Origin of the sequence: Zestosphaera sp. (assembly GCA_038727705.1) — an archaeon.
Lineage (GTDB): Archaea > Thermoproteota > Thermoprotei_A > Sulfolobales > NBVN01 > Zestomicrobium.
On the sequence record JAVYVJ010000001.1, the window covers coordinates 455,901 to 481,239 of the forward strand.

At 55.3% G+C, this 25,339-nt stretch carries 29 protein-coding genes and 2 rRNA genes; 28 read left to right on the plus strand and 3 right to left on the minus strand.

Annotation, left to right across the window (positions count from 1 at the left end; translation table 11 throughout):
* Window positions 1-17: 17 nt before the first annotated feature.
* Both QW772_02570 and QW772_02575 read right to left on the minus strand, forming a co-directional pair.
* On the minus strand, window positions 18-545 hold the full coding sequence (locus QW772_02570) for a GTP-dependent dephospho-CoA kinase family protein (GenBank protein ID MEM0037789.1): 528 nt from the start codon (window positions 543-545) through the stop codon (window positions 18-20).
* Between the two features lie 23 nt (window positions 546-568).
* Window positions 569-1,156, minus strand: a complete 588-nt coding sequence (locus tag QW772_02575) for a nicotinamidase (GenBank protein ID MEM0037790.1) — start codon at window positions 1,154-1,156, stop codon at window positions 569-571.
* 375 nt (window positions 1,157-1,531) lie between these two features.
* On the opposite strand from QW772_02575, the gene QW772_02580 reads away from it, so the two are divergent.
* Together QW772_02580 and QW772_02585 are read left to right on the plus strand one after the other, a co-directional pair.
* Window positions 1,532-3,032, plus strand: a 16S ribosomal RNA gene (locus tag QW772_02580).
* A 157-nt stretch (window positions 3,033-3,189) separates the two neighbouring features.
* Window positions 3,190-6,235: ribosomal RNA gene (locus QW772_02585) — 23S ribosomal RNA — on the plus strand.
* Together the 16S and 23S rRNA genes form the textbook arrangement of a ribosomal RNA operon.
* Before the next feature lie 102 nt (window positions 6,236-6,337).
* On the opposite strand, the gene QW772_02590 is transcribed toward QW772_02585, so the two are convergent.
* Window positions 6,338-6,619: an acylphosphatase gene (locus QW772_02590; GenBank protein MEM0037791.1), complete on the minus strand. Its 282-nt coding sequence runs from the start codon at window positions 6,617-6,619 to the stop codon at window positions 6,338-6,340.
* Window positions 6,620-6,666: 47 nt separating this feature from the next.
* On the opposite strand from QW772_02590, the gene QW772_02595 reads away from it, so the two are divergent.
* The 26 genes from QW772_02595 (at window position 6,667) to QW772_02720 (ending at window position 25,173) form a co-directional block, all read left to right on the plus strand.
* The gene (locus QW772_02595; protein MEM0037792.1) at window positions 6,667-7,698 is read left to right on the plus strand and encodes an RsmB/NOP family class I SAM-dependent RNA methyltransferase; all 1,032 of its coding nucleotides are present in this window, start codon (window positions 6,667-6,669) and stop codon (window positions 7,696-7,698) included.
* Window positions 7,671-8,267, plus strand: a complete 597-nt coding sequence (locus QW772_02600) for a hypothetical protein (protein MEM0037793.1) — start codon at window positions 7,671-7,673, stop codon at window positions 8,265-8,267. Before QW772_02595 ends, QW772_02600 begins: the two co-directional genes overlap by 28 nt.
* A 26-nt stretch (window positions 8,268-8,293) precedes the next feature.
* Window positions 8,294-8,866, plus strand: coding sequence for a class IV adenylate cyclase (cyaB, locus tag QW772_02605; protein ID MEM0037794.1), 573 nt, complete (start codon window positions 8,294-8,296; stop codon window positions 8,864-8,866).
* Window positions 8,863-9,684, plus strand: coding sequence for an SAM-dependent chlorinase/fluorinase (locus tag QW772_02610; GenBank protein ID MEM0037795.1), 822 nt, complete (start codon window positions 8,863-8,865; stop codon window positions 9,682-9,684). Before cyaB ends, QW772_02610 begins: the two co-directional genes overlap by 4 nt.
* Window positions 9,685-9,739: 55 nt before the next feature.
* Window positions 9,740-10,276, plus strand: coding sequence for a nicotinamide-nucleotide adenylyltransferase (locus tag QW772_02615; GenBank protein MEM0037796.1), 537 nt, complete (start codon window positions 9,740-9,742; stop codon window positions 10,274-10,276).
* On the plus strand, window positions 10,273-11,331 hold the full coding sequence (gene rtcA, locus QW772_02620) for an RNA 3'-terminal phosphate cyclase (GenBank protein ID MEM0037797.1): 1,059 nt from the start codon (window positions 10,273-10,275) through the stop codon (window positions 11,329-11,331). The genes QW772_02615 and rtcA overlap by 4 nt, the downstream gene beginning before the upstream one ends.
* Window positions 11,332-11,395: 64 nt before the next feature.
* Entirely contained in the window at window positions 11,396-12,136 is a 741-nt protein-coding gene (locus tag QW772_02625; GenBank protein ID MEM0037798.1) for an FKBP-type peptidyl-prolyl cis-trans isomerase, read from the plus strand.
* On the plus strand, window positions 12,111-13,334 hold the full coding sequence (locus QW772_02630) for a translation initiation factor IF-2 subunit gamma (protein ID MEM0037799.1): 1,224 nt from the start codon (window positions 12,111-12,113) through the stop codon (window positions 13,332-13,334). The genes QW772_02625 and QW772_02630 overlap by 26 nt, the downstream gene beginning before the upstream one ends.
* A 22-nt stretch (window positions 13,335-13,356) precedes the next feature.
* Window positions 13,357-13,755 carry a hypothetical protein gene (locus tag QW772_02635; protein MEM0037800.1) on the plus strand — a complete coding sequence of 133 codons (399 nt, stop codon included), beginning with the start codon at window positions 13,357-13,359 and terminating at the stop codon, window positions 13,753-13,755.
* Window positions 13,756-13,802: 47 nt separating this feature from the next.
* A complete protein-coding gene (locus QW772_02640; protein MEM0037801.1) occupies window positions 13,803-14,321 on the plus strand; it encodes a DNA-directed RNA polymerase in 519 nt (172 codons plus the stop codon).
* A gap of 4 nt (window positions 14,322-14,325) precedes the next feature.
* Entirely contained in the window at window positions 14,326-14,550 is a 225-nt protein-coding gene (gene spt4, locus QW772_02645) for a transcription elongation factor subunit Spt4 (GenBank protein ID MEM0037802.1), read from the plus strand.
* Window positions 14,551-14,595: 45 nt separating this feature from the next.
* Window positions 14,596-14,910: a 30S ribosomal protein S24e gene (locus tag QW772_02650; GenBank protein ID MEM0037803.1), complete on the plus strand. Its 315-nt coding sequence runs from the start codon at window positions 14,596-14,598 to the stop codon at window positions 14,908-14,910.
* Window positions 14,911-14,913: 3 nt separating this feature from the next.
* Window positions 14,914-15,081 (plus strand): 30S ribosomal protein S27ae, encoded by a 168-nt coding sequence (locus QW772_02655; protein MEM0037804.1) that lies wholly within the window; start codon window positions 14,914-14,916, stop codon window positions 15,079-15,081.
* Between the two features lie 18 nt (window positions 15,082-15,099).
* The gene (kae1, locus tag QW772_02660; protein ID MEM0037805.1) at window positions 15,100-16,101 is read left to right on the plus strand and encodes a KEOPS complex N(6)-L-threonylcarbamoyladenine synthase Kae1; all 1,002 of its coding nucleotides are present in this window, start codon (window positions 15,100-15,102) and stop codon (window positions 16,099-16,101) included.
* On the plus strand, window positions 16,070-16,744 hold the full coding sequence (locus QW772_02665; protein ID MEM0037806.1) for a Kae1-associated kinase Bud32: 675 nt from the start codon (window positions 16,070-16,072) through the stop codon (window positions 16,742-16,744). Before kae1 ends, QW772_02665 begins: the two co-directional genes overlap by 32 nt.
* Window positions 16,710-17,309: an XTP/dITP diphosphatase gene (locus QW772_02670; GenBank protein ID MEM0037807.1), complete on the plus strand. Its 600-nt coding sequence runs from the start codon at window positions 16,710-16,712 to the stop codon at window positions 17,307-17,309. Before QW772_02665 ends, QW772_02670 begins: the two co-directional genes overlap by 35 nt.
* 20 nt (window positions 17,310-17,329) lie before the next feature.
* Window positions 17,330-17,809 (plus strand): 30S ribosomal protein S15, encoded by a 480-nt coding sequence (locus QW772_02675; GenBank protein MEM0037808.1) that lies wholly within the window; start codon window positions 17,330-17,332, stop codon window positions 17,807-17,809.
* A 49-nt stretch (window positions 17,810-17,858) separates the two neighbouring features.
* Window positions 17,859-18,980, plus strand: coding sequence for a hypothetical protein (locus tag QW772_02680; GenBank protein MEM0037809.1), 1,122 nt, complete (start codon window positions 17,859-17,861; stop codon window positions 18,978-18,980).
* A 1-nt stretch (window position 18,981) separates the two neighbouring features.
* Window positions 18,982-19,248 carry a hypothetical protein gene (locus tag QW772_02685; protein ID MEM0037810.1) on the plus strand — a complete coding sequence of 89 codons (267 nt, stop codon included), beginning with the start codon at window positions 18,982-18,984 and terminating at the stop codon, window positions 19,246-19,248.
* Between the two features lie 274 nt (window positions 19,249-19,522).
* Window positions 19,523-20,143 (plus strand): 30S ribosomal protein S3ae, encoded by a 621-nt coding sequence (locus QW772_02690; GenBank protein ID MEM0037811.1) that lies wholly within the window; start codon window positions 19,523-19,525, stop codon window positions 20,141-20,143.
* A 130-nt stretch (window positions 20,144-20,273) separates the two neighbouring features.
* Window positions 20,274-21,566 carry a sugar phosphate nucleotidyltransferase gene (locus tag QW772_02695; protein ID MEM0037812.1) on the plus strand — a complete coding sequence of 431 codons (1,293 nt, stop codon included), beginning with the start codon at window positions 20,274-20,276 and terminating at the stop codon, window positions 21,564-21,566.
* A gap of 100 nt (window positions 21,567-21,666) precedes the next feature.
* Entirely contained in the window at window positions 21,667-22,896 is a 1,230-nt protein-coding gene (locus QW772_02700) for a redox-regulated ATPase YchF (GenBank protein MEM0037813.1), read from the plus strand.
* A 67-nt stretch (window positions 22,897-22,963) separates the two neighbouring features.
* Entirely contained in the window at window positions 22,964-23,635 is a 672-nt protein-coding gene (locus QW772_02705) for a 50S ribosomal protein L15e (GenBank protein MEM0037814.1), read from the plus strand.
* A 2-nt stretch (window positions 23,636-23,637) separates the two neighbouring features.
* On the plus strand, window positions 23,638-24,114 hold the full coding sequence (locus tag QW772_02710) for an RNA-binding domain-containing protein (GenBank protein MEM0037815.1): 477 nt from the start codon (window positions 23,638-23,640) through the stop codon (window positions 24,112-24,114).
* Complete coding sequence (locus tag QW772_02715; GenBank protein MEM0037816.1) at window positions 24,090-24,707, plus strand: hypothetical protein; 618 nt, start codon at window positions 24,090-24,092, stop codon at window positions 24,705-24,707. The genes QW772_02710 and QW772_02715 overlap by 25 nt, the downstream gene beginning before the upstream one ends.
* Window positions 24,682-25,173 (plus strand): Rpp14/Pop5 family protein, encoded by a 492-nt coding sequence (locus tag QW772_02720; protein MEM0037817.1) that lies wholly within the window; start codon window positions 24,682-24,684, stop codon window positions 25,171-25,173. The genes QW772_02715 and QW772_02720 overlap by 26 nt, the downstream gene beginning before the upstream one ends.
* Window positions 25,174-25,339 lie beyond the last annotated feature (166 nt).

Consider the following 25,339-nt stretch of genomic DNA (forward strand, 5'->3'; position numbering starts at 1 on the left):
CTTTCACGTGTTTTGCCTTACCCTCGCTCCACACGTTTCAAGTCGACAGTGGTGAATCTCTCCATTATCTCTTTCACTCTTTTCTTGACCCCCTCGTCGATCCTCATGTAGCCGACGCCGACATTGGGCATCCCCACGATTACGCAGCTTCCCTCAGGCGAACTAATTATCAACGGAAGCGCTAGGAGGTCCTCCTCACCAGAAATCCTCACCAGAACCTTCTCGTCGTTCCTCAACGCGGCCACAGCCTTCCTCAGGATCCTTAATGAGGCGTAAGTTATGTGGCCTGGGGGGTTCCAGGACTTCAATACCTTACTGAATCGCCCCTCCTCTATCCCTGGCGCTCCGCACGTCCTCTTAGTCTTCCCATCGATCACGCATATGTCGGGAGTCACACCATTAGCTATCAGTGAGTAACACACCAGATCCCCGACGGCTATCAACTTATCGCAATCCTTCAATCTTCTCAGCGTCTCCTTCATGGTTTCCTTAGGCTCACTCCCTCTGACTACGTCTTCAGGACCCCTGCTGAGGAGGCCTCTCAACTCCTCAGGGAGTTTAAGCGCCTTCAGCCCGACCTCGCCTCAAGGTCCTCGCTGACCGCCAGCACCGCCCCGCTTCCGACTAGCTCCTTGAGGGCCTTCTCACTCGATGCCTCACTCACGCCGGCTACCGCGTCCGCAAGCACCACGACCTCGTAGCCCAACCTCAACCCCTCCAAAGCCGTCTCCTTGACGCAATAATCTGTGGCGATGCCTGCGATGAAGAGTCTCCTCACCCCCCTGACGCTGAGTATGTAGTGCAGTGGGGTTGAGTTGAAGGCGGAGTAAGCCTCGAAATCCGGCTCTGTCGCTTTAGAAACCACTATAGTACCCTCCGGGAGCTGCAGCCCTTCAACGAACTCAGCACCCTCACTTCCTGCCACGCAGTGCGGTGGCCAGGGCCCTCCCCTAGTCTTGAACGACACGTGATTTGGAGGATGCCAGTCCCTACTCGCCACTACAGTCACTCCTGCGCTACTGAAGAGCTTGATGTAGTCGTTGATTTTGCTGACGATCGATCCGCAACCGATCACCGGTAGCGAACCCCCCTCACAGAAATCATTCTGCATATCCACGACCACGAGGGCTGACCTGCTTGTGATGCCTATCTTCAACCCTGCCCACCGTTAAGTATGTTGTGTAGCCACACTTATATAGGTTGCAAATATACAAAATACAGTAGGTTTATTATACAAAAACGCTAAAAGAGCGCAAAAGCGGCACCCCGGAAATAACCGCTAAACTTTATAAGCTCTCAACCCCCAGATTATTTACGGCGATAACGCCGCGGTTAAGACGGCGGCTAGGTCGGACACGGGGTGAGACCCCGAGAGTGAAGAACCGCCCTCCAACCGCGGCGACAGAGATCACGCTCATGGAGATGGGGGCGTGAATAAGCCGGGGCACTAACCCCGGCACATTCACGCCTGACAGGGGCCACCCAAACCACGTAGTAGGCAACCACCCCAACCCCGCGGCCTGCGGCCGCGATTCCGGTTGATCCTGCCGGACCCAACCGCTATCGGGGTGAGGCTAAGCCATGGAAGTCGCACGCCCCGGCAACCGGGGCGTGGCGGACGGCTGAGTAACACGTGGCTAACCTACCCTCGGGACGGGGACAACCTCGGGAAACTGGGGCTGATCCCCGATAGGTGAGGAGGCCTGGAAGGGTTCCTCACCGAAAAGGTGATGCGGGGATGTCCGCACCACCGCCCGAGGATGGGGCCACGGCCCATCAGGTAGTTGGCGGGGTAACGGCCCGCCAAGCCGATAACGGGTAGGGGCCGTGAGAGCGGGAGCCCCCAGATGGGCCCTGAGACAAGGGCCCAGGCCCTACGGGGCGCACCAGGCGCGAAAACTCCGCAATGCGGGCAACCGTGACGGGGTCACCCCGAGTGTCCCGAAGAGGGGCTTTTCCCCTCCGTAAGATGGAGGGGGAATAAGCGGGGGGCAAGTCTGGTGTCAGCCGCCGCGGTAATACCAGCCCCGCGAGTGGTTGGGACGGTTATTGGGCCTAAAGCGCCCGTAGCCGGCCCGGCAAGTCCCTCCTTAAAACTCGGGGCTCAACCCCGAGACGGGGGGGATACTGCCGGGCTAGAGGGCGGGAGAGGCCGGCGGTACTCCCGGGGTAGGGGCGAAATCCGCTGATCCCGGGAGGACCACCAGTGGCGAAGGCGGCCGGCTGGAACGCGCCTGACGGTGAGGGGCGAAAGCCGGGGGAGCGAACCGGATTAGATACCCGGGTAGTCCCGGCTGTAAACGATGCGGGCTAGGTGTTGGACGGGCTTAGGGCCCGTCCAGTGCCGCAGGGAAGCCGTTAAGCCCGCCGCCTGGGGAGTACGGCCGCAAGGCTGAAACTTAAAGGAATTGGCGGGGGAGCACCACAAGGGGTGGAGCCTGCGGCTCAATTGGAGTCAACGCCCGGAATCTTACCGGGGGCGACAGCAGGATGATGGCCAGGCTAACGACCTTGCCTGACGCGCTGAGAGGAGGTGCATGGCCGTCGCCAGCTCGTGTTGTGAAATGTCCGGTTAAGTCCGGCAACGAGCGAGACTCCTGCCCCTAGTTGCTACTCAGTCCTCAGGGGCTGAGGCACACTAGGGGGACTGCCGCCGTTTAAGGCGGAGGAAGGAGGGGGCCACGGCAGGTCAGCATGCCCCGAAACCCCCGGGCTGCACGCGGGCTACAATGGCGGGGACAGCGGGATCCAACCCCGAAAGGGGAAGGCAATCCCTCAAACCCCGCCGTGGTTGGGATCGAGGACTGTAACTCGTCCTCGTGAACGAGGAATCCCTAGTAACCGCGCGTCAACATCGCGCGGTGAATACGTCCCTGCTCCTTGCACACACCGCCCGTCGCTCCACCCGAGTGGGGGGAGGGTGAGGCCCATTCTGTGGGCTCTCCTGCAGGGTGGGTCGAACCCTTCCTCTGCGAGGGGGGAGAAGTCGTAACAAGGTAGCCGTACCGGAAGGTGCGGCTGGATCACCTCCTTTTGATGTCCGGGTTAGTGGGTGGTTGCCTACGTGAATGTTTGGGTGGTCCCTTGAATGAGGTCTGGGAGAATCCCTCCTGGACTGATGGGCGCGAAGTACTGTGTAGGATGAGCGCCGCGCACAGACCTCAACAAAACTGCACTGGCCAACGCCCTGAGGCGTCGACGCCAAGCCGTCCGGTGGATGGCTCGGCTCGGGCGCCGAGGAAGGGCGCGGCAAGCTGCGATATGCCCGGGGGAGGCGCATGCAGCCGTCGAACCCGGGATCCCCGAATGGGACTTCCCGCCGGGGGTTAACAGCCTCCGGCGACCCCATTCAGGGGTCGGGAACCCCCCGAACGGAAACATCTTAGTAGGGGGAGGAAAAGAAACCAATCGGGATCCCCTGAGTAGGGGCGACCGAAAGGGGGTTAGCCCAAACCAAACCCGTTGGCGACGAGCCGACGGGGATGTGGTGTTGCGAGCCTCCGGCTGGGCCTCGAGCCCAGGAGGCCGACCCACAGTAGCTGAAGTGGGCTGGAAAGCCCCACCGTAGAGGGTGATAGTCCCGTAGGCGAAACTGTGGAGGCCTCCGCCGGAGGCTAGAGTACCACGGCTTGGTTCTGCCGTGGGAAGCCGGGGGTCACTGACCTCCAAGGCTAAATACGTCCCGAGACCGATAGCGCACTAAGTACCGTGAGGGAAAGCTGAAAAGAACCCCGTGAGGGGGGTGAAAAGAGCCTGAAACCGGGTGGCCAATCACGGTGCGGCTCGGAAGGAGTGATGTCCTCTGAAGGAAAAACGGGTGACCGTTGAGTACGAGGAGGGCTGACCGGGGTCGCATCGTCCGTCTTGAAACACGGGCCGGGGAGTTCACGGCAGTGGCGAGCTTAAGGGGATTAACCCCCGAAGGCGTAGGGAAACCGACAAGCCCGCAGCGGGGTCGAACCCCGTGAGGGGCGGGGTCTGCAAGGGCCCGGAGTCACTGCCGTGAGACCCGAAACCGGGCGATCTAGGCGGGGGTAGGGCGAAGCCGGGGGAAACCCCGGTGGAGGCCCGAAGGGGTGCTGACGTGCAATTCGCTCCCATGACCTCCGCCTAGGGGCAAAAGACCAATCTAGCCCGGTGATAGCTGGTTCCCTCCGACATGAGTCTTAGCTCAGCCCCGTCTGAGGTTGGTTACGAGGTAGAGCTACGGATTAGGGGCACCGTGGGTCGGAAGACCCCGGACTCCTAGTCCAACTCCGAACCCGTGACCACCGTAGACGGCGGGAGTGGGGCGCCCCGGGGTAAGCCTGGGGGCCGAGAGGGGAACAACCCAGACCGGGGTTAAGGCCCCTAAGTGCCGGCTAAGTGCCAAGCGTAAAGGGCGTCCGCGGCCTAAGACAGCGGGAAGGTGGGCCTAACAGCAGCCATCCTCTAAGGAGTGCGTAACAGCTCACCCGCCGAGGCCGCGGGCCCCGAAAATACGTCGGGGCTTAAGCCGGCCGCCGAGACCTCGGGGCACGACCTCGCTGAGGTCGTGATCCGGTAGGAGGGCGTCGGGGTGGGGCAGAAGTCGGGCCGTGAGGTCCGATGGACCCGCTCCGAGTGCGGATCCCGGCGGTAGTAACAGCAAAGTGGGGTGTGAATCCCCACGGCCGTAAGGGCCAGGGTTCCTCAGCAACGTTCGTCAGCTGAGGGTTAGCCGGTCCTAAGGCGACCCGTAACACGGAGTCGCCAAAAGGGAAACGGGTTAATACTCCCGTGCCGCGGGGGTAGACGCGGCAACGCAGGCCCGAACCCTGACGCGTCGAGGTAGGTCGACCGGGGCAGCCGCCCCGGCTAACTACCCGAAGGCCGGGGAGTACCGTAATGGTGAGAACCGGCTGAAGGGAGGAATGGCCCCCGTTAGGGGGTTCGACCGGTCCTTGGCGCCCATGAAAAGGGGTTCGGGAACGACCCCCCGCGTCCGTACCGAGAACCGACACAGGTGCCCCTGGGTGAGAAGCCCAAGGCCTGTGGGGTCTAACTCAGGCTAGGGAACTCGGCAAATTAGCCCCGTAACCTAGGGAGAAGGGGTGCCTGCGGTTCTGCGGATCACCCGTGGAACCGCGGGCCGCAGTGACTAGGGGGTCCTGACTGTTTAATAAAAACACAGCTCCCCGCTAGCCCGAAAGGGTTAGTACGGGGGGTGAATCCTGGCCACTGGCGGTACGTGAAGCCCGGGTACAACCGGGTGAAGCGCCGCTGAAGGCCGGGGGTAACTCTGACCCTCTTAAGGTAGCCAAATGCCTTGCCGGGTAAGTTCCGGCGCGCATGAACGGATCAACGAGGGCCCCACTGTCCCAGCCTGGGTCCCCGTGAAGCCCACGGAGCCGGTGCACAGGCCGGCATCCCCCCGTAGGGAGAGAAGACCTCGTGGAGCTTTACCGCAGCCTGGCGTTGGCTCTCGGGTTGCGGTGCGTAGTGTAGGCGGGAGGCTGTGAGCCTGCCCTTCCGGGGGCGGGTGAGCCGTAATTGAAACACCGCCTATCGCGATCTGGGGGTCTAACCCCGGGGTCCTCCCGGGGGACAGCGTCAGGTGGGCGGTTCGGCTGGGGCGGCACTCCCGCGAAAAGGTAACACGGGAGCCCAAAGGTCGGCTCAGGCGGGTCAGAACTCCGCCGTAGAGCGCAAGGGCAAAAGCCGGCCTTACCAGACCTCGCGTCGCGAGGGGTCTGGTCGGGAAACCGCGGCCTAGCGAACGCTCGTGCCCCCTTCAGTGGGGGCCGGGCATGACAGAAAAGTTACCCCGAGGATAACAGGGTCGTCGCGGGCGAGAGTCCCCATCGACCCCGCGGTTTGCTACATCGATGTCGGCTCTTCCCATCCTGGCGGTGCAGCAGCCGCCAAGGGTGGGGCTGCCCGCCCATTAAAGGGGAACGTGAGCTGGGTTTAGAGCGTCGTGAGACAGCTCGGACTCTACCCACGGGGGGTGTGGGCCGCCTTAGGGGAAGGTCTCCCTAGTACGAAAGGAACGGGAGGCCGCGGCCCATGGTGTACCGGCTGTCCGGCAGGGCATGCCGGGCAGCTACGCCGTGAGAGCTAACCGCTGAAAGCATCTAAGCGGGAAGCTCCCCCCGAAAAGAGGCGGCCGCTCCCTTCCGGGTTTCCCGGGAGGGGGGAGGGCACCCGTAGAAGACGGGTTTGATGGGGCGGGGGTGTATGCCCGCCGCTCCCAACAGCCCGATGTCGACGCTTTCCTCAAGGGTGTTGGCCAGTGCGGTGTTGATTTGGCCTGTGCGCGGCGTCCTTCCCCATCTATTCTAAGCATCAGCCCTGCTTAGCTAATTACTTTCAGGACCTAATACCTTATTCTGAAGGTCCTAAACTCATGGAGGCATTCCGAGTACTCTACCTTCACATCCTCCACGACCGCGGTCGGCGGCCCTCTGTGAGACCACTTGACAAGCTCCTCAACCTCCTTCGGAGGGCCTTCAATGACCGCCTCCACACTCCCGTCCGGGAGGTTGCGGACCCAGCCAACTAAGCCAAGCCCTAACGCCACCTCACGCATTGAGGATCTGAAGAAAACCCCCTGAACTAGGCCGTAGATCCTTAAACTTGCTCTCACGCACTTACCCATCCCAGGCCCTCAACAATTAAAAACAATGATAGAGTATTAAGTCCTTGATGTGTGAGGTGTTGAAGGGCCTAGCGGAGCACCTCAGGAGCAAGGTTAGGATCAACTCAAGGGTCGAGGGATTGGCTAGTAGGTACGGCTACAGGCCCTACATGGTCAGCAGGTACGTGGAGATGTTCGGTGACTTCAGCGAGGTGGAGGAACTGCTGAGGTCCTTCGAAAGGGGGTTAAGGAACGTCGTTAGGTGTAATAAACTGAAGCTCAACGACTGCCGTGAGTTGGGTGAGAGACTGGAGGCCCTAGGCTTCACCCTCAGAACCATCGAATGGTCCGAAGGGGCGTACGAGGTGATCAGCGAGCCGGGAAGGCCCTCGATAGGCTCTACCCACAAGCATCTGCTGGGCCTCTACTACCTCTATAGGGGTAAGGCGTCGCTCATACCGCCGCCGACACTCACGCCCAGCAGGGAGGACGCAGTAGGGGACTTGGCCGCCGCACCCGGCGGCAAGACAGTCCACATGGCTCAGATCATGGGTAACGAGGGACTCATAGTGGCGCTAGAGCCCCGGAGGGACAGGCTGAGCATCTTGAGGAACAACGTTGAGAGGATGGGTGTTAAGAACGCAGTACTGCTCAAACTCGACGCAAGGAGGGCGGACACCCTCTTCAGGGGCTACTTCAGCAAAGCCCTGCTGGACGCGCCGTGCACGGGGGAGGGGATAATAATGCTGGATCCTGGCAGGAAGACCAGGACATCGCTCGACGATCTGGTGAGGCAACATGTAAAGCAGGTCGAGATGCTTAGAGCCGCTCTAAACACACTTAAGGAGGGCGGCAGGTTGTTGTACACCACATGCTCCATAGCGCCTGAAGAGAACGAACTGGTGGTGAGCGAGGTCCTCGAGAGCAGTGGTGACGTGCGAACAGTGAGGCTCAACACCCCTGTGATGCTCTCGCCGCCCGTGACGGACTACTACGGCATCCACATGAATCCCCAAGTCCGCCTATGCGGGAGGACGTACCCGCACATACACCACATGGAGGGATTCTTCCTGTGCATGCTGGAGAAGTCAGGAGAGTGAGTTGCAGGACGTCTGGGCTTAAGGAGCTCGAGGGGGTTATCCCTCCATACATACATCACTACATAAGCAGGAGGTACGCTGAACACTTAGCCCTCATCTGCAGCGGAGAGTTCCAGGAAGTCTTCCTCATCAGCAGAACGTTGGCCGAGGTGGTCGAAGCTCTCCTCACCAACGGCATAGACCCCTACTCCGCAGGGGTCTACCTGGGCAGGCTCAGGAAGGGTAAGCCCGTATTCGTTCCCTCAACGAACGTGCTGCAGGAGCTGTATCAAGTGGAGGGTGTTCTGTACAACGCGTTGGTGGTCGCTCAGGAGGGCTTGAAGCCCTTCCTATATGGCGGGGACATACTCAGAAAGTCTGTAGTGGGCTGCCACCCACCCCTCACTAAGGGGGAAGTCGTCGCCGTAGTCGGAACGGACTGGAATGTCTATGGTTTAGGAATATCTAAGATAAGGGGTTGCGATGATCTAGACGCACTCAAGGACCTGGAGGAGGTGGCCGCCAACCTGTTTGACGTGGGGTGGTATATCCGGGGGGAGGCACGTAGGGAGAGAAAATATAAAGCTTAAGAAACCCTCAAACCCCATACTTATCGGTGGCCTTCATTTCGGTCAGGGAGTATGAAGTCAAAGTAAGGGTTGAAGATTTAAATGCCGTTGAAAGGAAGCTGATCTCCGCCGGGTGGAGGCTTGAGGACTTCCTCGACGAGGAGGACAGGTACGTTAGCTTAACACACTGCGCGGGCAACCCCGCGCGCCAGATCGCGTTACGTCTGAGGTTGAGGAAGAGCCTGATAAGCAACGAGATCTCGAGCGAGCTGACCTTCAAAGGCAGGGTGACGGAGGAGGGCATCAAAGCACGTGAGGAGCTGACGGCACCCCTCGTCGACCCGGACACCGTAACTAAGATCCTGATACTCTCGGGCTTCCCCATAATCACGGTCTCTAAGAGGAGGAGGATCTACTCTAGAGAGGGCTGTAATGTTAAAGTGTACCTGGATGAGGTGTTCGGACTCGGGTCATTCGTGGAGGTGGAGGTGATAAACCCAGCGTCAAGGAGTGACTACGTGAGTGCGCTGAACGAGGTTAAGGAACTCCTCGACTTAAGCAGAGAGGAGAACATAGTAAAGTCATACCTTGAGCTAAGTCTTGAGGCGAGGAGGAAGTGAGGCGATTGATAGCGGTCCTGACTGACTACGGGCTTAAAGACCACTATGCGGGCCATCTGAGGGCAGTCATAAAGAAGGTGTGCCCGGAGGCCGAAGTAGTGGACATAACTCACAGCATACCAAAGTACAACATAACTCTAGGTGCGCACGTACTCAAGATCTCTAGGAAGTACTTCCCCAAAGGCACCGTCTTCCTGGCGGTAGTCGATCCTGAGGTGGGCGGTGCTAGACGTAACCTCCTGCTTAAGACACGGGACTATATGTATGTCGGTCCCGACAACGGTATCCTGCTGCCGGCGGCCTTAGGGGACGAGCTAGAAGCATATGAAATACTTATTGATAAAGTCAGGTTGTTTGAAGTGACCCCTACTTTCCACGGTAGGGACGTCTACGCTCCGGCGGCCGCCATGGTGGCATGCGGGGTTAGACCTGACTCGATAGGGAGCCCCACACCCCGCGACACACTCAAGCAGCCCCCCTTGAATCTCAGCTGGGTGGAGCCCGTCAAGGAGGGTCTTAGGGCTAAGGTGGTTCACGTCGATGACTTCGGCAACGTAGTCACGTCAGCATGTGGGAAAGACCTTGAGGAAGCGCTGAACCTGAGGCTGGGTGATGAAGTGATTTTCACGATGGACGGGCGTGAGTGGCATGGTGCGAGGTACGTCGACACGTTCTCCCGCGTTAAGGCTGGGGAGTTCGCCATTTATGAGGGTAGTTACGAGCTGGTGGAGATCGCTAAGTACATGGGCTCGGCAGCGGACGAGTTGAGGGGTGCTGAAGTCATATTCAGGAACCCCGCACTGCGGCAACCCGCGTGAGCCCCGTCATACTGCATAAAAACTCGCTGCAGATTCATTATGTGGTGGCGAGTATATGGTGTGGAGTGACGTGTCCAGAGCGGTCTTTCCAGGCAGGTTCCAACCTATCCACCTAGGGCACCTTAACGTGATTGAGTGGGTGCTCGGCAGGGTGGACGAGCTGATAATAGCGATAGGCACTGCCCAAGAGTCCCACACAGTCGTCAATCCCTTCACAGCTGGGGAAAGGGTCTTGATGATTAGGGAGGCGCTGAGGGAGCGCTCCGTCGATCTCTCAAGAGTCTACATAATCCCGGTGCCGGACATCCTGATGAACTCGGTGTGGCCTCAATACCTTCAGATGTACGTGCCGAAGTTCCGGTACGGCGTAGCCAGAAACCCGCTAGTCCTGAGATTGTTTAAAGACGCTGGGTATGACGTCCTGATACCCCCGCCTTTCGAGAGGGGGAGGTACTCATCCACCGCGATAAGGAAGTCAATGCTCTTAGGCGACGATAGCTGGAAGGAATTGGTACCGGCATCCGTTGCCAGAATGATAGAGGAGCTGGGAGGCGTTGAGAGGTTAAGGGAGGTTACAGGGATAGATAGATGATAGTGATAGACGGGTCCTATGGTGAGGGCGGAGGGCAGATACTCAGACTCTCAGTGGCGCTCTCATGCATAACGGGGGAGGACGTAAAGGTCATAAACATAAGGGCGAAGCGCGATAACCCGGGCCTACGCCCACAACACCTGACCTCCATCAGAGCAGCGGAGCAAATATGCAGAGCGCAGACAGAGGGTTTGAGCGTCGGATCCACTGAGATAGTGTTCAGACCCTCCACCATAAGTCCCAGCGACACTCTATTCGACGTGGGGACCGCCGGCTCGATTACGTTAATCCTTCAGACAATCCTCCCGATACTGGCGTTCAGCGAGAGGCGGGCTGAGATAGAGCTCCGCGGGGGTACGGACGTCCCTTGGTCACCACCCATAGACTATGTGAAGCACGTAACCACACCCATCCTGCGTATGATGGGGTATCAGGTGGAGGTCGAAGTCCTCAGGAGGGGCCACTACCCTAAGGGAGGGGGACTTGCCAGAGTAAGGACCCTCAACAACCCCAAGACATTCAAAGCGATTAACCTGCTTGAGAGGGGTTTGCTGAGAAGGGTTAGGGGTGTATCGCACTGCGTTAAACTGCCTAAAGACGTTGCGTTAAGGCAGGCGGAGAGCGCTAGGAAGTACTTAATGGATAGGGGTGTTAGGGAGCCGATAGATATAGGCCTAGAGTTCTACGAGCCAAGCAGAGACCCCCACTTAGGACCTGGGTCTGGCATAGTGCTCTGGGCGGAGACGGAGCACTCAGTGCTTGGTGGAGACGCCCTAGGGGCTAAAGGTAAGAAGGCCGAGACCGTCGGCATTGAAGCGGCTGGGAAACTCGTGCAGGACCTCAGCCACGGCGTTGCGTTAGACAGGCATATGTCCGACAACATAATGATCTACCTAGCCTTAAGCGACGGACCATCCGCAGTAACAGGCGCTGAGTACAGCATGCACGCACACACAGCTCTATGGGTTCTGAAGCAATTCCTCAGGCTGGAGTACGAGGTTGTGGGAGAGTTGGGCAAGCCGTTCAAACTCAGAATACGTAGGGAAGCCTCCTGAGTCACGCACTAACTTATAGTGCTTAAATACATTGGTCTAGTAGATTTAGATATGGTGTATGGGAATGGCCTTTAAGAGTGGGGACATGCTGCTGGTGGATTACGCTATATACATAAGAGAGACTGGAGAGCTTATAGAGACGACGGTCGAGTCCATCGCCAAGCAGTATAAGAGATACGAGGAAGGGAGAGCCTACGGGCCGGAGTTGGTTATAGTCGGTGAGGGGAGGTTGATTAAGGGATTCGAGGAGGCCGTGGCTAACGCGGAGGAACTCAGCAGGAAGTATGAGGTAGAGGTCCCGCCTGGCAAGGCATACGGTGAGAGGAGCCCGGATAAAGTCAAAGTCCTCCCGGCCAGAACCTTCCTCAGAAATAACATAGTGCCTGAAGTCGGTAAGGAGGTGACGATAAATGAGAGCGTTGGGAGGATAATAGCGGTGACCGGAGGCAGAGTCACGGTAGACTTCAACCACCCGTTGGCCGGCAAGACTCTACGTGTGGAGTTCACGATACTCAGGAAGCTCGAAAGCCCTGAAGAGCAGGTTAGGTACGTAATCAGGAGGAGGTTGAAGAGCATAAACATAGAGTCTCTGAAGCTAGCCCTGAAGATGGAGGACGGGGTGGCTGAGGTGGAGTTGCCGAAGGAGTACAGGTTGAGTGAGAACATACAAGTGACGAAGTACTTAGTGTCTAGAGACCTGCTGAGGTGGGTAGGGGGAATTAAGGAGGTGGTGTTCATAGAAAGGTACAGTGCCTCCGAATTCGGGGGTGGTGAAGCTAGTGCATCAAGAGAAGAGACAACCTGAGGTAAACATAGGTATTGTCGGTCACGTGGACCATGGTAAGACCACCCTCGTCCAGGCCCTGACAGGGATCTGGACCGGCAGACATTCGGAGGAACTCAAGAAGGCGATGACCATAAAACTCGGATACGCGGACGGCGACATATACGAGTGCCCTGACGCCGAACCTAACCGCAAGTACGTCCCTCAACCAACGTGTGTGAACGCCGTCTACAGGAGAAGCGTTTCTTACGTAGATGCTCCAGGACACGAAGTTCTGATGGCGACCATGCTCTCCGGGGCAGCACTCATAGACGGGGCCCTACTGGTCGTCGCCGCTAACGAGCCGTGCCCCCAACCACAGACCAGGGAGCACTTCGCAGCCCTCAACATAATAGGCGTCAAGAACGTGATAGTGGTTCAGAACAAAGTCGACGTAGTGTCCCCTGAGAAAGCGCTGGAGAACTACAGAGCTATTAGGGAGTTTCTAAGGGGAACGCCGGCGGAGAACGCTCCCGTGATACCTGTGAGCGCCCTTCACAAGATAAATGTAGATGTACTCACGTCAGCCATAGAGAAGCTTGTGCCGACCCCCGAGAGGGATCTCGCCTCACCGCCGTTGATGTTTATCGCTCGATCTTTCGACGTTAACAGGCCGGGAACTCCTCCCTCAGACTTGAAGGGGGGAGTCATAGGCGGTGCCTTGCTCAGGGGAGTCATTAGGGTGGGTGATGAGATAGAGATAAAGCCTGGTCTGAGGGTACGTAAGGGAGGTAGGGAGGTTTACGAGCCCATCACCACTGAGGTGGTAAGCATTAAGTTCGGCGAGAGGTCCTACAGCGAGGCCAGGCCTGGCGGCTTAGTGGCGCTTGGGACGAAGCTCGACCCAGCCTTGACTAAGGCCGACAGTCTAGTGGGTAATGTGTGCGGCAAGGCGGACACAGTCCCAGACCCGGTGATGCAGGTCACAGTCGAGTATAATCTTCTTGAGAGAGTTCCCGGAACTAAGGAGCTCCTGAAGGTGGAGCCTCTTAAGTCTAAGGAAGTGGTTATGATAACCGCTGGGGTTGCAGTAACTCTCGCAAGCGTGGACACATTGAGCAGGGAGTCTATGACCTTAACCTTAAGGAGACCGATCGTGACTTGGCCCGGATTGAGGGTCGCGATAAGTAGGCAGGTGTTGGGTCGCTGGAGGCTCGTCGGCTGGGGATTAATCAAGTAACCTGTGTTATTTAGGTGGCTTAATGCGCTTATGTAAGTTCCTGCTGGACACAAGCACGCTCCTCCTGGTCTCCGAGGGTGTGGACCTAAGTACTAAACTGCAGGAGGACCTAGACTGCGATAGGGTGGAGCTCTACACCCTGGACGCAGTAGTCAGGGAACTGGAGTCGTTGGCCTCAAGCAGGAGTGTGAGGAAGGCGCCGCCGGCCAGACACGCCCTGAACTACGTCAGGGAACGTGTAGCTGTGCTGAAGGCTGGCGAAGGGGAGGCATCTGGAGACAACTCGATCTTAAAGTATGCCGCCAGTAATCCGGAGTACATAATCGTCACCCTCGACGAGAGGCTGAGGAAGCTTCTTAAGGTAGCGGGGGTCAGGGTCGCTACCTGGTGGTTCAGCAAGCGTAGATTCACTACTGCTTAAATAACCCGATCTTAAATTTTCGATAGATATTATGTAGGTGGCTCGAAGTGTTCAGGATAGTCACTGTGGAGGATGTGGTCAGAGTGCCGCCGGAGCTCTTCGGAGAGGATCTGGATAAGGTTGCATTAAAGCAACTCAAGGAACGGTACGTGGGGAGGATAGATCCGACTCTCGGGGTGATAGTCTCCGTCTGGAGAGTCACCACAGAGCCTGAGGGTAAGATACTGCCCGGTGACGGAGCCACATACCACAAAGTGGTGGCGGACATGGTGACGTTCTACCCTGTAAGCAATGAGGTGATCGAAGGCGAGATCGTTGACGTGAAGAGGTCTGGTTTATTCGTTAATGTAGGTCCTGTGGACGCGTTCGCTCACGTCAGTCAGTTAGCGGACGATAAGCTGGTGTACGATGAGGCGAGGGACGTCCTGGTCGGCGAGGCGACTAAGGTCACGTTCGCTAAGGGGGACGTCGTCAGGGGCAGGGTTGTTAATGTGTCAATAGCACAACCGGCCCACATAAGGATTGGGCTAACGCTCAGGCAACCGGGTTTAGGAAAGCTAAGGTAGGGTGATGAGGACGTCAGCGACTAAGAGTAGAAAATATCTGTTTAAGGCATGCAGCAACTGCAAGTACCTGGTAGGTAGGGACGAGTCTAAGTGCCCTAACTGCGGTGGAGAGACCTTCACCGAGGATTGGAGGGGGGTAGTGCTGATATTGGATCCTGAGAGATCGCTGGTCAGCAGACACCTGAACATAAGGAAGGAAGGGAAGTACGCCCTGCGTCTAGGGATGTGAACTTAAAAAACCCTTCACACCTCTTAATTTAATGGTGTGGTAGCGATGAGTCACACGCCGCTGAGGTCAGTGGCTATCGACCAAGGAGTGATAGTTAATGTATTGCTGGAGAAGGCTAACAGAGTGGTCGGGAGGACGGAGGTCATGGGTGAGATCATACACCTTGGTAGAGGAACGCCTAACAGAGGTTTTCTCAGAGAGACGCTTGCCAAGCTATACGGTAGGACACCCGACCACGTAGTTGTGAGGTACGTTAAGGGCGAGTACGGCTCTCATCGCTCAACGTTTAGAGCCAACGTATATGACTCCATAGATAGGCTCAAGTTCTTTGAGCCTGAATACCTAGTCAAGAGGGGCTGAGCCTTGGCCGAGAGACACAAGCTATATGAAGTGGATCCAGGAACGGGCAGGATAAAGCTGAAGAGGAGGATATGTCCTAAATGCGGTAGGATTATGGGGTACTACGCGGGATCAAGTCCACGTTGGTACTGTGGCTACTGCCACCACGTCGAGTACGTAAGGCAGACATAGCTGGAACATGGTTAGAAGATGCTTGTCTTAGGTATAGAATCCTCCGCACATACCCTGGGGGTCGGGATCGTTAAGGATGAGACCCCGCACATAGTAGCGGACGTCAGGTTCGAATATAGACCTAAGGTAGGCGGCATCCACCCGAAGGAGGCTGCCCAATACTTCATGGACAACGCCCCCCGAGCGCTTAGCAAAGCATTGAGTTACGCAGGGGTGACTATAAGAGACATAGATGCTGTAGCAGTGGCTCTAGGACCGGGCATGGGACCCTGCCTGAGGGTAGGCGCCACCCTAGCCAGGGGGATAGCCACATACTTTAACAAGCCTCTCATCCCGGTTAATCATGCACTAGCACACGTGGAGGTAGGGAGGATGTTATTCCAGTTTAGAGATCCTCTGGTAGTCTACCTATCAGGAGGAAACACACTCATAGCCTCATTCACAGAGGGTAGGTACAGAATTTTCGGAGAGACTCTCGACATATCGCTCGGCAACTTCCTCGACACGTTGGCCCGTGAGCTGGGCCTAGCCCCGCCATACGTGGTCTCGGGACTTCATCAAATTGATCGATGCGCCTCTGAAGGCAGAGAATTCGTAGAACTCCCCTATGTCGTCAAGGGGCAAGACGTCTCGTTTTCCGGTTTGCTTACGGCAACTCTGAGGCTGGCTAAGGCCGGCGGTGTCGTTCTCAATGACTTATGCTACAGTGCTAGGGAAATAGCGTACTCAGCCGTGATTGAGGTGAGTGAGAGGGGCGTAGCCCACACTGGGAAGAAGGAAGTGCTCGTGGTGGGCGGCGTGGCATCCAGCCCAATACTTAAGGAGAAGTTCGAAGTGATGAGCGCAATCAGGAAGGTCAAGTTAGGTATAGTCCCACCGCAGTACGCCGTAGATAATGGCGTCATGATAGCGTGGACCGGGCTCCTCATGTTCAAGCACGGCGTGGTCGTGAAGCCTGAGGAAGCCCACGTGAGGCAGAGGTGGAAGCTTGACCAGGTTGACGTGCTCTGGCATGCCTGAGTTGCTAGCGTTGGGTGCCGAAGCACTCATAGTTAAGGCGTGCTACGATGGCATGACCTCAATCTACAAGGTTAGGGTGGGCAAGCCCTACAGGGATCACAGGTTGGACGCCCTGATCGTCAGGGAGAGAAGCGAGACCGAAGCTAAGATACTCGCTGAGCTGAGATTGAGGGGACTTAATGTGCCGGCTATCTACTACGTGGACGCAGGCGAAGGGTTGATAGTGATGGAGTTTGTGGAAGGGGTTCTGCTCAAGGACCTCGTGTCGAGCGGGGCGAGCAGGGTCTCCAAATACCTGCGAAGCTTGGGAGCGATGGTTGCTAAGATTCACGAGGCGGGGATAGTGCACGGCGACCTAACCACCTCGAACGTGATAGTGAGTGGTGAGGAGGTGTTCTTGATAGATTTCGGCCTGGCCAGGTACTCCAGGAGGTTGGAGGACTTGGCCACTGACATACATCTCTTCATAAGGGCTGTGGAGAGCACGCACTTCGGCCACAAGGAGGTCTTGCTGGGGAGCTTTGTAAGAGGGTACAGCGACGTCAGCGGTGAGAGCCTGACGGACTCTTTATTAGGTAAGGTTAAGGAGATAAGGCTTAGGGGGAGGTATGTCGAGGAGAGAAGGGTGCGGAGAGGTCTTTAAACTGTATTTAATCTCAAGGAACGCAGGCAAGGTCAGGGAGTTTCAGAGGCTTGGTGTTGAGGAGTGCGTGGATGTAAGCCCGGCCGAGCTAAGCAAGATTGAAATACAGTCCGACGAGCTATCGGCTATAGCGCTCTACAGCGCTGTGCAGGCCTCACTGCAACTGAGTGATCCGTTCTTCGTAGAGGACTCGGGGCTTTACATACCCTCCCTAGGCGGTTTCCCAGGCCCCTACAGCAGTTATGTCTACAGGACATTGGGCGTTAGAGGGATTCTGAAGCTCATGGAGGGACTTACGGAGAGGCAAGCACGATTCGAGTCAGTGATAGTGCTCTACTATCCTGAACATGGCTTCAGACTTTTCAGGGGGGTCGTGGAGGGTACGATATCTAGGGAGGTCAGGGGGCTCGGCGGTTTCGGCTTCGACCCCATATTCATACCGGATGGGCACAGCAAGACTTTTGCTGAGATGCCGACTGAGGCGAAAAACTCCCTCTCACATAGGGGGAAAGCGTTCAGGGCCATGGTCGAGTGGTTGAGAACGACTTATAAATCCCAGATATAGGAGATTTAATAGGTGCTGGGATGAGGAAGGGAAAGGAGAAAGGAAAGTCACACTCTACGAGACCGCCGACGCTAGTACCACCGAAGTGGTTGCAGTACACACCTGAGGAGATAGAGACCATCATAGTGGAGTTAGCTAGGAAGGGGTACCCACCCTCGATGATTGGAGTGATTCTGAGGGATCAATATGGAGTTCCTCTAGCTAAGGCGGTGTTGGGTCTAGAGATCACCGAGGTTCTGGAGAGATATGGGATGAACCCAGTGATACCGGAGGATCTCTACAACCTGATAAAGAAAGCAGTCAACCTAAGAAGACACCTCAGCGAACATCCTAAGGACACGCATTCCCAGAGAGGTCTCATCGCTGTGGAGTCCAAGATACATAGGCTCATTAAATACTACAAGAGAGTGGGTAAGCTTCCTTCAGATTGGAAGTACGACCCTGAAGGAGCTAAGATCCTCACTCAGAGGCCCCTAATACCGTACACAGAAGTCAAGTAGGGATCACGAATATTAAGGTTAAGAGTAGTTAGATTAAGCGGGTGTGTTTTTGCCCCAGCCGAATAGAGTCATAACTGACGTTGAGGCTTTCCATAGTTTTCTAAACGAGATAAGGAAAAGCGGGAGGCTAGTCAGGGTTGTGTCGAGCTTCGATGTGGAATCGATCACAGCAGGCGGGGTGCTGTTTAAGGCCCTCAACTCCATGGAGCTAGACGCAGAGTTCCTTCCGGACTACATCAGCTTAAGCGCAGATATTGCCGCTAGAGTCATCGGGATTAACATACCCAACACAGACTGCAGTGAATGCCTGATTTTTCAGGCATCCAGCACCAACCAGACATCACTCTTGAAGCACAATTACGTTGTTAGATACCCCTCACTACTCCCAGGTATAACGAACCTGCTGAACGAGTTTGTGCCCATCTCCAAAGAGATAAAAGTATTAGTCGCCTCAGCCGTCTGCGCTAAGTACATACCGAGGCTTAAGGAATTGAACCCGAGCGATCATGAGAAAGAGTTCCTCAGTAAGTTAGGTAGTGAAGGCTTGCTGGAGAGTGTGGATGCCCCGCTAGTGCCGTACTTCACATCACCTACATATACGGCGGATATGGGACTCGATCCCTACATAACTTTAACTGCAGCTAAGGGGGGTTTGAGCGAGACGCTGACGGCAGTAGCTGCGGTTTACAAAATCCCGCAGGACAGGCTGAAGCTTAAGACCCACCTCATTAAATTCAGCTGGTTCGTGAGGGACCTAACTACCTTAGCGTATTTCATGACCTGGTTGCTTGACGTTAGGGGGTATGAGGGCTACCTCTCGTCGATGATCAGTCCAGGGCATCTCAGGAAGTGTTACCTTGAATTCATTAGGAACATCAAGTACATGAAATCGTGCCTTGAGCCAGTGTTGAGCGAGGGGGTGGAAGCGTCCAAGGTCAAGTACGTGGTGATAAAGGGGGACCCCGCCAGACTCTCTGCAACAGTGATAGGTAAGGTGCTCTGGAGCTTCAACTTAATTGATCCCTCTAAAACACCTGTGATTATAGAGTATAGCGGGAAGCATTACATACCTCTGAGTTACTTAACCCAAAACATCAGACGCGCGTCAGCCCCCAAGTACGTGGTTCAAGGAGGGTACCTAATAGTGCCTAACGCGTCAGAGGTTCTGTAACTTGAGAATCTTGGTGAAGATTGAGGTAAGGGAGGGAGATCCAAAGCTTCTAGAGTCTCTTCACAGGGCTACACTCCCAGACGATATGAAACCTCCGAGAAACTACGCAATAGCTCACGAGGTAGGGGAAGGACGCTTCACGTACAGCGCAGTCTACGAGGGTAGCACGTCCTCTGAGGCTGTGAGAACCGCTTCCTCAATAATTGAGGAGTTCTTAAGAATATATAGAATGCTTTCAGGCACCATCTTAGAGCACAGGACTCAATAGGATTTCTGCCACCCGCCTACCCTCTCGAGGCTCAGGTTTCATTATTGTTGATGTTTCGCATTCGTTAATGTTGCCTGCCCTGCCTTTAGCTCTGCGGACCTCACCTCCACTAGCTTGAGGTGACCCCGCACTCAGGCAGAACCGCACGATCAAGCGACGCTGAGCAACCCCCAAGACGTGGTTGGGGTTTACAGGTCGTAGTGACGCGGGGTCCCCGTGAAGGAGGTGCTAAAGTTTTATAAGCTCTACCTGAGAAAGGTATTAGGTCGTGGAGATGTCAAGAGCGCCGCAGGTTAAGGATAAGTGGAAACTGAAGAAATGGTACAAGGTGTTAGCACCAGAGGTTTTTGGGAGCGCCGAGATAGCCACAACCCCCGCAGAGGATTTCTCCAGAGTCATTGGCAGAACTTTTGAGGTCTCCCTCTTCGACCTCACAGGCGATTTCAGCAAACACCATGTAATGCTTAAATTCCAGGTGGTTGAGGTCGACGGCGACGTGGCACGCACTCGGTTTAAAGGACACGAGCTGGCTAGGGATTACATGAGATCCCTTATAAGGAGGAAGTCCAGTAAGGTCAGTGCCATAGTTAACGTGACCACCAGCGATGGTCACACGATGAGAGTCACCGCAATCTCCCTGACTACATACAGGTGTAAGACAAGCCAGAGGAACGCGATCAGGAGGGAGATGATGAAGGTGCTTGCCGAGAAGGCGTCCCAGATGAATCTCGCTGAATTCATCAAGTCCATAATGTTAGGAACTCTGGCAACCGACATTTTCGTCGCGTGTAAGAAGATATACCCGCTAAGGAAGGTTGAAATATATAAGTCGAAGCTACTTCAAGCCACACCCTCTGAAGGCGGTGAGGAGGTACTCCCAGCGCCTCAAGCATGAAGCCCAAGTTCTCGGCGTGTGAATACCGTGATGTAGGGCTTGATGAGGACTCATTAATTGTTAGATTGTCCGTAACCTGCGTTCAGCGGTCGTTTTCTTCAGCCTTTATAATGTATTGCCGCATGGTATAATGGGCGAGTTAATGGAGGCAATACTCCTCGCCGCCGGATACGGTAGAGGACTGGAGCCGTTGACCCACACAAGGAATAAGGTCCTGATCCCCGTTATTGATAAGCCATTGCTTGAACATCACATCGATAATCTAGCAACCTTGGGCGTTGAGAGAGTTGTAATAGTGTCCAACTACATGGCAGATCAGGTGAGCGGGTATGTGAGTAGGTTAGCTGAAAAGGTTTCATGCGATATAAAACTAGTCCTTCAGGGGAAACCCCTCGGCACTGGCGACGCCGCTAGGCGAGGGCTTGAGGAGGTCAGCTCTGACTATTTTCTAATAATCTATGGAGACGTCTACGTGAGGTTTGAGGATCTGAAGAATATTGTCAAGCTGGGGAGGAACGTTATCGGTGCTTACGAAGTCAGCGACCCTAGAAGGTATGGCGTTCTAATTAGTGAGGGCTCCTTACTTAAGGGTATAGTGGAGAAGCCCGAGAGCGCTCACTCCAACCTGGTCAATGCGGGGGTTTATATCCTCAGCCAGAAGTTGGCAAAGTACCTGAATGACCTGCCTTTAAGCTCTAGGGGTGAGTATGAGCTGACGGACGCTCTGACGATGTTGGCTAGCGAGGAACCAGTCCACGTCTATAGATTAAGCTACTGGAAGGATCTGGGAAGGCCTTGGAGCCTGCTTGAGTTAAATAAGGATCTAATGAGTTCCTGGAGCAGGCAGGTGGTCAAAGGTAGTGTAGAGCCTGGCGTCACGATCAAGAACCCTGTCTACATAGATGAGGGTGCGGAGGTCCTCTCCGGGACATACATAGTGGGTCCAGCCTACATAGGACGTAACTCCGTGGTGGGGCCAAACAGCTATATTAGACCCTACACAGTGATCTCAAGCGGTTCTAAGGTAGGGTATAACGTTGAGGTTAAGGAGAGTGTGTTAATGAGTAAGGTGCACGTATCACACCACGCCTACGTAGGAGACTCAATAATTGGTGAAGGTTGTAACCTAGGGGCCGGCACAATAACCGCTAACCTTAGGTTTGATGAGAGGCCTGTAAGCTATGTCGTGAAGGGTGTGAGGGAGTCCACCGGAAGGGTTAAGTTCGGTGCCGTGTTAGGGGACTTCGTTAAGACGGGTGTAGATGTCTCTCTAATGCCTGGGGTTAAGGTGGGGGCATACTCATGGATATACCCTGGGGTGGTGGTTACTAGGGACGTTCCACCCTGCAGTGTTTACGTGGGTGAGAATGATTTACGCGAGCTGAAGGGCGAGTGCAGAGTGGACAGGGGTGTGTGGCTCTAGAGATGAGGCGTTGCCACGGATCTTCAGATAATGGCGGGGGCGTCCCCCACTCATCATCCCGACATTCTTTTTAAGACTCGGTGCGTATATTACCACTGAGGTGTTATGCCTGCCTCCGAACCCCCCTCTCGTAGGGGTCATAGGCAAAACGAACGTCGGTAAATCCACTTTCTTTTCCGCGGCAACCATGATAGACGTCAAGATAGAAAACAGGCCTTTCGTGACCATAGAACCGAACATCGGGGTAGCTTACGTCCGAGTCAAGTGCGTTCATGCGGAGCTGGGGTTGCCTAGGTGCGACGCGAGAAATTCCATATGTGTGAGTGGGGAGAGACTAATACCGGTCAAGCTGATGGACGTTGCCGGTCTGATAAAGGATGCTCATAAGGGGAGGGGGTTAGGTAATAAGTTCATGGATGATTTACGGCAGGCTGATGTGTTACTTCATGTAATAGACGCCTCAGGCTCCACAGATGAGGAGGGGAGGCCTGTAACGCCAGGCACGTATGACCCGCTGGAGGAGGTGTTAAGCATTGAGACGGAGGTTAACGAGTGGTTCTACGGTATAATAAGCAGGGACTGGCTCCGTTTTGCTAGAGGGCTTGACGGCATGCCGTGGGATCAGGCGATTGAAGCGATAACCAAGCGGGTCTCAGGCCTCTCCATACGGCGGGAACACGTGATCCTGGCTTTGAAGGCCAGCGGCCTCGAGATGTCCAAGCCTAGTTCCTGGCGTGATGAGGAGTTGAGGAGGTTCGTGGTTAAGCTGCGTGAAGTCTCAAAGCCGATGGTGGTGGTTGGCAATAAGGCGGACATCCCTGAATCCGAGGATAACGTTAAACGCCTGACTAAGGAGCTTAAGGACAGGGTCTTCATCCCAGCAAGCTCTATCTATGAGATGGTCTTGAGGAAGGCCGCTAAGGCTGGGTTGGTGAAGTACTTGCCGGGCGATCCTGACTTCACGATAGTAGATGAAGATAAGTTGAACCCTAAACAAAGAGCAGTGCTGGAGAGGGTGAGGGAGTTCATGAGGAAGTTCGGAGGGACTGGGGTGCAGCAATCCCTGAACACAGCGGTCTTCAAAGTCCTTAACATGATAGTGGTGTACCCTGTTGAGGATCCGCATAAGTACGCCGACAGTAACGGCAACGTGCTGCCCGACGCTTACCTGGTTAGGAAGGGGGTGACTGCGCAGGAGCTCGCCTACCTAGTGCACACGGATTTAGGGAAGGGCTTCTTATATGCCCTACTGGCTAAGGAGAGCAAGAGGGTGGGCGCGTCATACGAGTTACGCAACAACGATGTGGTCAAGATAGTCTCGGCTAGATGAGCCTGCGTCCAAGCACCAAACTCTTTTAAACCCCGTAGCATCTAATTTGAGGATGTGGGGAAGTAGCATGGGACGCTCAATATACAGCCATATCTCAGAGGCGTGGAAAGATCTCGAATCAGGCGCTATGAGAGAACTAATGAGGGAGCGCTACATATCGTGGAGGAGGGGACCTACAGTCGCCAGGGTTGAGAGACCCACAAGGCTTGACAGAGCCAGGGCGATAGGTTACGAGGCCAAGCAAGGCTTCATAGTGGCTAGGGTCAGGGTTAAGAAGGGAGGCCTGAGTAAGGTAAGACCTAACTCAGGCCGCAGACCTAAGAGGATGGGTGTGTATGGTTACGCTCCTGAGAAGCCGCAACAGTTGATAGCTGAGGAGAAGGCGGCCAGGAAGTTCAGCAATGCTGAGGTCCTCGGCTCCTACTGGGTAGGGGAAGACGGCATTTACGAGTACTTCGAGGTAATCCTGGTAGACCCTGATCACCCAGCGATAAGGTCCGACCGCGACGTAAGCTGGATCGCGTCACCATCGCAGAGGGGGAGAGTTTTCAGAGGAAAGACCGCAGCCGGCAGACGCATGAGAGGCCTCCTCGGCAATAGAGGTGTTAAAGGGACTCATCACTGGAAGTGGAAGAAGAAGGCTAAGGAGAGGGGATTAAAGAGGAGGCATGAAGCCTCAAGAGGCGCGCGCCTCATAGTAACGCGGGATAAGGCTAAGGAGTTAGGAATTGAGAAGTGATCATGCACAGGAATCTCACGTTAACTAATTTAACACTGACAGCGTTCTCACACAGCACTGAGGACCCTGCTAAAGTAAAGCAGGCCGTGCTTAATCTGCTGCCTCCCGAACTGAGGTCGGGCGTCATCATTGAAGAGCAGGTAGCTAAAGGGCATTACGGCAATCCTATAATATTGATCACGTTCAGGCTGAAGGAGAGGGAATCCGAGGTACTTGCCTTCAAGCATGTGGTGTGCTCGTTAGCGGTCGTCGACAGATCCCTCCTTATGGCTACCCTGCCTAGACGTGTCGGAGCTAAGAACTCGGTAATTCATCTGAGGCTCAGTAAACAGGAGGCTCTGCTAGGTAGGGCAATCTTGATGGATGGGGACGACGTCGTCAGGCTCTCCGCGACTGTAATAGGGGTTAGGAGGGTGGAGGACCTGATTAAGTATATGGAGGGGGTGATGAGGGAGTGCGAGCAAGGTACGTTGACCTAAGCAATAAAATCCCTTCCGAGTCGCTCACGCAACTGACTGAAAAAGCAAACGCCTACGGCTACGGTGCGGTGGCGCTACACGGCCTCACCAAAGTCAGGACGGCTGGAAACGTCGTGTTGATCCCTAAACGCGCGCTGAACCTCGAGGCCCCCTCAAGGAGGGAGGAGGGAAGGGCGTTTAAAGTTCTGGTAGCGCGAACACCAGGGGAGCTGAAGTTAAACAATCGCATCATTAAGTCAATAGACGCTGTGGAAATAGGTCACACGCTCCTCACGAACGGGAGGGTTAAGAAGACCTTCACCAAGCTAGTTAACGTGGGAAAGCCTGTCGTGATAAATGCGTCAGAGATCATGGACGCATTGCTCATGGGGAGGGATCTCCCAGGCCTGCATGTATTGTTAGGTCTCTACGAGAAGAGCTCTCTCCTTCTGTCTTTAGGCAGTGGGGCCCGCACGTTAAGCGAGATGCATCACCCAAGCGTGTATTACGCACTCCTGCTGGAGTTAGGGCTCTCGGAAGCTAAATCCTTATCAGCGTTAACCACGAATCCACTATCGGTGCTTAGAAGTGCTGGACTCAGCCCTAATGTATGAGGCGCTCCTTGCAGTGGCTGTGCTGGCCCTAGCGGCCTCGGTGCTAGCTCTATTCTATGTTAGGGTAACGCATAGGAAGCTTAGGCTTATTTCAGATAGTCTTAACTCGAGGACAGTGAGGCAGGTGATCAGGGGGCTTGAGGCGCGGACGAAGCCTAGGAGGAGGTACATTATTGTGAGGTTCGTGGGGTTGAACGATAACCTAGATTGCAGGAAACTCCAGGAGTACGTAGATGAAGCATTCATAGAGTTGTACGGAAAGCTGAATTATTCTAAGGCATCGCCTAAAGTGCTCTACCTAGACACGAACTCGTCTAGGGCTATAATCAGGGTGCGGGCGCAACATAAGTGGAAGGTGTTAACAGCTCTCGCGGTCCTGGAGAGAAAGGGTCTGGTTGCCTCACTAATTCCTGAAAGGACCACGGGAACCTACAAGAAGGCCAGAAAGTACTTAAAGACGCCTTGAGTCTAAGGATTATGATGCGGAGGTTCAGGGTTCTGTGAAACCACGCAGCCCTGAGGAGCGATATTCTCGATTCACATACTACGTAAACATAAAACAGTGTTGATCAGTTCGTCGCGAGATCCTCACCCTTCAGTCTGGAGCGGCGACATCATCACTTAACATAACG